At 51.6% G+C, this 7,868-nt stretch carries 9 protein-coding genes and 1 pseudogene; all 10 read left to right on the top strand.

All coding sequences use genetic code 11. The features are described from left to right. Nucleotides 1-9: 9 nt before the first annotated feature. The 10 genes and pseudogenes from PT300_11675 (at nt 10) to PT300_11630 (ending at nt 7,866) form a co-directional block, all read left to right on the top strand. The gene (locus PT300_11675; protein MDF7681205.1) at nt 10-468 is read left to right on the top strand and encodes a lysozyme; all 459 of its coding nucleotides are present in this window, start codon (nt 10-12) and stop codon (nt 466-468) included. A gap of 18 nt (nt 469-486) precedes the next feature. Continuing rightward, nucleotides 487-687: a hypothetical protein gene (locus tag PT300_11670; GenBank protein MDF7681204.1), complete on the top strand. Its 201-nt coding sequence runs from the start codon at nt 487-489 to the stop codon at nt 685-687. Nucleotides 688-726: 39 nt separating this feature from the next. Next, nucleotides 727-1,155, top strand: a complete 429-nt coding sequence (locus PT300_11665; GenBank protein ID MDF7681203.1) for a lysis protein — start codon at nt 727-729, stop codon at nt 1,153-1,155. A 457-nt stretch (nt 1,156-1,612) separates the two neighbouring features. Then, the gene (locus PT300_11660; GenBank protein MDF7681202.1) at nt 1,613-2,269 is read left to right on the top strand and encodes an antA/AntB antirepressor family protein; all 657 of its coding nucleotides are present in this window, start codon (nt 1,613-1,615) and stop codon (nt 2,267-2,269) included. Nucleotides 2,270-2,516: 247 nt separating this feature from the next. Continuing rightward, complete coding sequence (locus PT300_11655) at nt 2,517-3,044, top strand: hypothetical protein (protein ID MDF7681201.1); 528 nt, start codon at nt 2,517-2,519, stop codon at nt 3,042-3,044. A 49-nt stretch (nt 3,045-3,093) separates the two neighbouring features. Further along, a complete protein-coding gene (locus PT300_11650; protein MDF7681200.1) occupies nt 3,094-3,315 on the top strand; it encodes a hypothetical protein in 222 nt (73 codons plus the stop codon). 28 nt (nt 3,316-3,343) lie between these two features. Next, nucleotides 3,344-4,331: pseudogene (locus PT300_11645) on the top strand (terminase small subunit). Continuing rightward, nucleotides 4,297-5,715, top strand: a complete 1,419-nt coding sequence (gene terL, locus PT300_11640) for a phage terminase large subunit (protein ID MDF7681199.1) — start codon at nt 4,297-4,299, stop codon at nt 5,713-5,715. Before PT300_11645 ends, terL begins: the two are co-directional and overlap by 35 nt. Then, nucleotides 5,715-7,106 carry a DUF1073 domain-containing protein gene (locus PT300_11635; protein ID MDF7681198.1) on the top strand — a complete coding sequence of 464 codons (1,392 nt, stop codon included), beginning with the start codon at nt 5,715-5,717 and terminating at the stop codon, nt 7,104-7,106. Before terL ends, PT300_11635 begins: the two co-directional genes overlap by 1 nt. Further along, entirely contained in the window at nt 7,075-7,866 is a 792-nt protein-coding gene (locus PT300_11630) for a phage minor head protein (GenBank protein ID MDF7681197.1), read from the top strand. The genes PT300_11635 and PT300_11630 overlap by 32 nt, the downstream gene beginning before the upstream one ends. Nucleotides 7,867-7,868 lie beyond the last annotated feature (2 nt).

Here is a 7,868-nt window from a genome sequence, read left to right as displayed (position 1 = left end):
TATTTTTTCGTGCAAATATCAGAAAACGGCATCGAACTCATTAAACGATTCGAGGGTTGTAGTCTATCAGCATATCCTGACCCTGGAACAGGACACGCGCCATGGACAATAGGATACGGATGGACACAATCGGTAGACGGCAAACCGATCAAACCCGGACTGAGGATTGACCAGGAAACAGCTGAGCGGTTATTACGCTGCGGTGTGGTGCAGTTTGAGCAGGCGGTTAATAAACTGGTGCGGGTACGGCTGAATCAGAACCAGTTCGACGCGCTGGTGTCGTTCACCTATAACGTCGGGCAGCGCTCGTTCTCGTCCTCCACGCTACTGAAACGTCTGAATCAGGGGGATTACGCAGGTGCTGCGCGTGAATTTGCCCGCTGGAATAAATCAGGCGGTCGTGTGCTGGCCGGACTGACTAAACGGCGTGAGGCAGAGCGCAAGTTATTTGAGCAAAAATATTCGTAACCATGAAAACAGGAGAAAATTGTGGAACCTCTAACACTGACTATCAAACAAATCAGAGAACTGGCTAAATTTGCTGAGGAGAACAGCCAGCCCGCCTACACAATCACAGATACTGTTATCCCAGAATTTGAATCAACGGACGGGGGTATCGTTCCTGAGTATTCCGGGCTGGTTGCCTATTCCGAGTCAGGGGATTCTGTCCTCGAACTGGGTGAGTAAATAGTCGTGAACTGGCGTTATCAACTGGCAATCGTGGCCGTGTGTGGTGTGGCTGTCTGTTCGGCTGTTCACTACCACGGCAAATACACAAATGAACGGGAACGTGCAAACACAGCAGAAAACAACCTCAGGCTGGCGAACAATACCATCACCGATATGGCGCGACGCGAGCGTGACGCAGCGGCACTTGACGCGAAATATACACAGGAGTTAGCCATTGCAAACGCTGAAAACGATTCTCTGCGCCAGCGTCTGGCTGCTGGTGGCCGGGTGCGGGTCGCAGGTAAATGCACCACCGTGCCAGCCACTGCCCAAACCACCAGCACCCCCGGCGTGGACACTACTACCACCGTCGAACTCTCTGAGTCTGCTGCAGAAAACGTTCTCGCTATCCGGGCCGGAATTATCCGAGACCAGACAGCCCTGAGAGCGTTGCAGGAGTACGTCAATACGCAGTGCCTGAATTGACAGACTAGCCTGTTTCCTTTATTGTTTATCTGTGAGGCGTAGAAACCTCCCATTAGCGGTCAGAACCAACCCCGTCAGTGTTGGATTTTTTATGCCTGTCATTTAGTGAACGCACCGCGCGGTCACACCCCGACCAGAGTCGGGAGGGCGACGAATACAACACCCGAAAGGGGAATAAGTCCGCGGTAACTTTTGGGCCGTTTCTACCCTCCTGACACCATATTGATTGACGATATCTCAGTTTATATTTTATAGTAATACCCGGTGCTCAAAACACCTCTGATAGCGGTTCCCACGCCCGATAGTTTGTGGTTTTTTATGTCCAGATTTCATGATTTATGACCGGGCGTGTGGCTAATACAATACCAGCAATGGGAATATGTCCGCCGTCTATCAGCGGTTTTGAGCGCCCGGTCACCACATCTGTGGAATTCAAAATATCTGATAGGGCATAAAAATGAATAACCAACTCATTCCTGTGTTCAGTGGTTCTATTTCTAACGAATCTGCTTTACTTTGCAATGCTCGTGATTTACATGTCTTTCTTGAAGTCGGTAGGGATTTTTCTAATTGGATTCGGGAACGGATTTCAGAGTATGGCTTCACTGCAAACTTAGACTACATCGTATTTTCGCCAAAATTGGCGAAAACTGTAGGACGTCGTCGTAAGGAATATCATCTTACCCTGGATACAGCCAAAGAGCTGGCGATGGTTGAGCGCAACGAAAAGGGACGTCAAATCCGTCGCTATTTTATCGAGTGTGAAAAGAAACTCCATCAGCAGCCAGCCAGCCAGCCCGCGGCACTGGAAGACGAACCAATGACAATCACCCTGACTCGCGAAGAGCTTTGCTCCCTTTGCTGGATATGGAATGCCGCCGAATATATGCGGAAGAATATCGAGCTGGCCTATCCTGCAATGAGAACCCTCAAATCTGAATACGCGCCGAGCTTCTACTCTATGGCATTTGAGTACCAACGGACTCTGGAAGCCGGAAGAAAAGTTCTCGAACGAGAAACGCGCGCGATTGTTCCGCATCCTCACTGTGTATCAGATGAAAACTGGCGGCGGGTTTTACCGAAACTGCGGAAAACCGCACTACCAGCACAGTAGAGGTGGGAAGCCTCGCCGTTTCCCGGTGTGCCGTAAAACCCCGTCCGTCAGGGGACGGATATCAACTCTGACAACGAGCCTCGCAATCGCGGGGCTTTTTTATATCTGCAATCCACCGCGCCTTGCCCGGCGCATAAATCACACAGAGCTTTCTGGAAACGAGCCTCGGAGGAACGCCGTTATTGGTGGTGACCTCTCTGTGGGCGTCGTTTCTGGGCAACGAGGCTCGTTTCTAAAAGGTGTCACTATGAATATGAAATCTGCTCTAACGTTTAAAAACCACACTGTAATCCCGTTTGACAACGGGGATGGAAAGATCTGGTTTACCACTGATGCGCTGGCTGACCTGCTGGGTTATGCCAGTCCGAATAAAGTTTCTAATATTTTCAAACGTCACGAGGATGAGTTTTCAGAGAGTATGTCTGTTGTGACCAAAGTGAGGAAGGATGGGATAAACAATAGCTTACGTGAAATTGATGTGCGTTTATTCTCTCCTCGTGGAGCGCATTTAATAGGAATGATGTCTCGCACAAACGTAGCCAAAGATCTCCGGATCTGGCTGCTGGATTTGGTTGAAAAAGAATCAGTGGTGAGTATTGGCACGCTTGACGCTAACCAGCTCATTAATATGACTGGTCAGCAAATCCACAATCAGATTGCCACGTTTGATCGTCTGTCGTTTGAGCACCGAGGACAGAGAGGGAGCGTGCTGATGGCGCAACGCAAGCGCGATATCAAAAAATCCGGGAGGCAACCAGGATCGCCCTACAGCTGACTCAAATTGCTATCCCCGATCTGGGTGATTTTCCCGAGGGAGAACCAGCGTGAACAGACAGGAATTTATTCACAAAAACGTCACTGCAGAGCTGGTGAGGCTGGGATACGACGACCAGAACACGGCGTTATCTGGTGCTGACGCAGCTATTGATTACTACCACAGAAAATCCCACCTGAGTTCAAAAGGGAAAATTTTTGAGGATTGCCTGAATGTCGCAAAACAATGGGCGGGCAAGAGAAGGTTGGGGATGCCCAACGCGCATAAATGATAATATAGCGTGAACACAGGACAACATCATGGCAAAACCGGACTGGGGAGCACTGCAAGACCAGTTCCTCGCCGAGCACGCCAAAACAGGAATATCCCCGAAAGACTGGTGTGCAGCGCAGGGACTGAATTACACATCTGCGCGGCGTTATATCAAAAAGCCAACTGCGCAGAAGAAAGTGCGCAATGCGCAGGCTGAACAAGTCCCCATAACTGCGCAGCATGAGCAAATGCCAATTGATGCGCAGAACGATACACCGGAAAGTGCGCCACCCTTCAACCTGCGCAATTACGGACTAAACGATATGCAGGTCAGGTTTGTTGAAGAATATCTAGTCGACCTCAATCGTACGGCTGCTTATCGGCGCGCTGGCTATAAAGGCGAAGGTAACACGGCATACGTTAACGCCTCTCGATTGCTAAGGAATGCTAAGGTCAGCCAGGCAATCCGCGATGCTCTGGACGAACGCTCGCGAAGAGTGAGGATAACGCAGGACGAAGTGTTGAAGTGGTGGTGGGATATTGCAACGGCAGACGCTACGCAACTGACTGAACATCATCGTGGCTGTTGCCGTTACTGCTGGGGGATCGGTTTTAACTACCAGTGGCGCGACGTTGTTGAATTTAAGGAAGCCGAGGAGAAAGTTGCTGGGATGGAAGGTGTCAAGGCACTGCAGGACACGGGCGGTTACGGCTACGACGGCACGGTGGATCCTAACCCTGATTGCCCGCGTTGCAATGGCGTCGGCATTGGTCGCACTGTATTCCACGATACGCGTGATTTAACTGGTGCGGAGCGGAGGTTATTCGCCGGGATTAAAGAGGGGAAATCAGGCCTTGAGATCATCACCCGTAATCAGGATGACGCCATGAAGATGGTGGCCCCAACACCTCGGCATGCTGAAAACAAAAACCGAACTGAGTGGGCCGAATGGTGAGCCTATCCAGCATAGTCACTCTGTAAGTGTGGAGGATCTCACTGATGAGCAACTCGCCGCAATTATCGGCGGTAAGTAAACAGGCAGCAGCTAAGGAACTACTCAAGCGGCGCAGCGCCCGGGCAAGCCTCCACGACTTCATTCAGTACATTAACCCCGAATACATCACCAGCCAGTTCTCACAGACGGTTTGTGATGCTCTGGATCAGTTCCTGCTGGATATGCTGGACGGGGTGCGCCCGATACTGATCCTCGGTGCGCCGCCGCAGCATGGTAAATCGGATATTGTTTCGCGTTATCTGCCAGCGTATTTCTTTGGCAAATATCCCGAAATGCGTGTGGGTGCGCTGTCGTACTCTGCTGATCTGGCGGGGGACATGAATGCCGACGTTCAGCGCATTATGTCCACGCCGGAATACCGCAACATATTCCCGGGCGCATGGCTGGGTAACAAACCCGACGATGGTGTCGCCGTAAAGCGCAACACTGACGAATTCGGCATTGCCAACCATAAAGGGACATATGTCTGTGCTGGCGTAGGCGGACCGTTAACGGGTAAGAAAATCGATCTTGGTATCATCGATGACCCGATAAAAAACGCTAAGGAAGCGCTGAGCCCGACAACAAAAAAATCTGTCTGGAACTGGTACGTTTCCACGTTTAAAACCCGCCTGTCGAAAAACAGTGGTGAAATTATCATGGCGACCCGCTGGGCGACGGATGACTTATCCGGTCGTGTAGTAGAAATCACGCCACGCGCTAAGGTTCTGGCGTTCCCTGCGATCAATGAGCAGGGCGAAGCGCTGGTGCCTGAACTGCACCCGCTGGATAAATTGCTGGAAACAAAAGCCATTCTCGGGGATTATTTCTGGTCTGCGATGTATCAGCAGAAACCAAAACCCGGAGACGGGCAGATATTCCATGAAGAATTTGCCCGGTACTACCTGCCGAAAGATCTGCCTGATGCCTTTGATGAAGTGATTCACAGCTGGGATATGACGTTTAAGGACAGCAACGGTACGGATTATGTTGTGGGTCAGGTATGGGGTAAGAAAGGCGCTAATGCTTATCTGCTATATCAGACCCGCAAGCGCATGAGCTTTACCGAAACCCTCAAAGCCGTGAAGTTACTGGTTGAGAAATACCCGCAGGCGCGGCGCAAGTTGGTGGAGAATAAAGCCAACGGTCCGGCAGTTATTGACTCACTGAAATCGATCATATCAGGATTAATTCCGGTAGAGCCGGATGGCAGTAAAATCGCACGGGCCCACGCATGTACCGCAGAATGGGAGGCGGGCAATGTCTGGCTGCCACACCCTGATATTGCACCGTGGATCACCGAAACGGTGGAAGAAATCACGACATTCCCGTTTGCCGGGCACGATGACACCGTTGACGCCATGACGCAGGCGCTACGTTATTTGTACCAGAGAAAAACCCTCAGTCCACTGGATATCCTGTAATGGCGAAAAAGAACTTTGTTGGCCGTCTGAATGATGGTCTGGTTAGTTTAATGACCTCGCTCGGCGAGAAGATCGGCGCGGTGCGGTACAGCAGCAGTAAACCCGATGTGTCGGATAAAGAACTGCTCGCGATGAATAAGAAATCGTGGGTGGTGAAGAAGTACATCAACAAAACGGCCGATGACATGCTGAAGCTGCCCCGGAAATTTTCGGGTGATGTTGATAGCGCTCTGATCCAGCGAATTACCGATGCAGAAAAAGAATTGAAGCTGAACGAGGTATTCCATAGTGCTCTTGGCTGGGCGTCCTTGCTGGGTGACTCGCTAATTGTGGCTATCACAGATTGTGCTGACGACCAGATCGCCTCGCCCCTTAATCTGCAGAACGAAGATATCGTTAAGTTCCTGGTGTTCCGGAAAGGTGAGTACACGCCAGACAGGACCGTCATCACTGATATCCGCTCTGACTGTTTTGGTGAACCGCTGACGTATCAACTTGATGTCGGGACAAAGCAACTCAGGTTTCACCACTCCCGCTGCTGCCGGACGAAGCTGGGCAATCACAGCATTAAGGATCGCGCGCAGTTTGGCACGTCAGACCTTCAGGCGCCTTACGAGCATGTTAAAACGTTCGACACTGCAATCCTGAGCACCGGCGACACCATTCAGGAAGCGAATGTCGATGTGCTGTTTATTCCCGGCATGAATAACCAGATCGCAGCGGGTCAGGAAGGACAGGTGCGCGAGTACGCCAGGGTGATGAAGGAAACCAAATCCTCTACCGGGCTGCTGTTGATTGATGCGGGAGACGCACAGACGCAAGGGCGATATGAGCAGAAGAACGCGCAATTCACCGGCCTCTCTGACGTGATTAGCAAAATGGCGATAGTGCTGTCTGGTGCCCTGGACCGACCGATAACGGTGCTATTCGGTGAATCGGCCAGCGGGTTCAGTAGCGGCGAGGAAGACAATAAATCCTATTACGAAACCATTAACGGCCTGCAGGAATCGCGTCTGCGCCCCATGCAGGATTTCGCCGATCAGTTCATTCTGGACAAACTCGCCATCACGGAAAGTCTGACCTATGAATACCCGACAATCGACAGCATTAACGAAGCTGATGAGGCAACCCGGTTTAGCCAGTACGCCACCGGGTTTAACACGCTGGTCACATCGTCAATTCTGACTGACGAGGTTGCTATCCGGGAGATGATCAATCGTGGCGTGCTGAAAACCGTCACGGAAGAGGAAATAAAGGGCATCGTCAGCGCAGGCGCAGATTCTGATTCATGGAGCAGCTATGGAACTTCAACAACTACTGGAGCGCAGGCAGGGCCAGCGGAAACCGCGACGGCGGAGAATGCGGCCACTCAAGCCGGACAAGCGCTGTGAAATCTGGTACCGCGACCGCCTGACTGAGTTTATCGACGGCATGGTGCGGATAGTTATCGACGAACTGGCAAGCCCCGCGCTCAATGATGCACCCGCTACACCCCCTCTCATTATCACCACCCGGTTATCAAAAGTTATTCAGCGCCTGGCGGGCATATCCATTGCTGAAATTGCCAGTCGATTATCTGTGGGGCTGGTAACGCGGGCGAATACCCAGAATAAGGTGCGGACGCAACGCATCTATAACGCTGCGTTCGGAATTGACCTTTCCGGGATGCTGGGCGACGGGGCCATCAAAGCGCAGATGGACAAGGCGGTGCGGGAGAATGTCGCCCTGATTAAGTCTATTCAGACCGATTTTATCAACGATATCGGCGAGAAAGTTTTTGGCAATCTCGCCGCGGGTGGCAGGCATGAAAACCTCATCGATACTATCCGGGAGCGGGGCAACGTTACAAAAAGCCGGGCGAAATTCATTGCCCGGGATCAGACTGCAAAACTCAATGCCGACCTGACAGAAGCGCGCAGTGTGGCGCTGGGTCTTGATTTGTATGAATGGGGTGGGGCAGGTGACGAACGTGAACGCCACAGTCATCGGGTGCTGAACAATATGCTCTGCAAATACTCCGACCCGACAGTCTACTCCGCTGATGGCGGCAAAACCTGGAAGAAGAGAAAAAGTATCGGCGCATACGAGGGTAAACCTGGTGAGGATTATCAGTGTCGTTGCGTCGCCCTTCCATACGTCTCATGGGATTAATT

This window comes from Enterobacteriaceae bacterium ESL0689, from assembly GCA_029433525.1.
In the GTDB taxonomy this organism is placed as follows: Bacteria; Pseudomonadota; Gammaproteobacteria; order Enterobacterales; family Enterobacteriaceae; genus JAQTIF01.
This window is presented reverse-complemented; position numbering and strand designations above follow the sequence as displayed.

Excerpts from the sequence above, each read along its gene's own strand:
- PT300_11660 (MDF7681202.1), top strand. The coding sequence starts at position 1,613 with ATGAATAACCAACTCATTCCTGTGTTCAGTGGTTCTATTTCTAACGAA.
- PT300_11655 (MDF7681201.1), top strand. The coding sequence starts at position 2,517 with ATGAATATGAAATCTGCTCTAACGTTTAAAAACCACACTGTAATCCCG.
- terL (MDF7681199.1), top strand. The coding sequence starts at position 4,297 with ATGAGCAACTCGCCGCAATTATCGGCGGTAAGTAAACAGGCAGCAGCT.
- PT300_11635 (MDF7681198.1), top strand. The coding sequence starts at position 5,715 with ATGGCGAAAAAGAACTTTGTTGGCCGTCTGAATGATGGTCTGGTTAGT.
- PT300_11630 (MDF7681197.1), top strand. The coding sequence starts at position 7,075 with ATGCGGCCACTCAAGCCGGACAAGCGCTGTGAAATCTGGTACCGCGAC.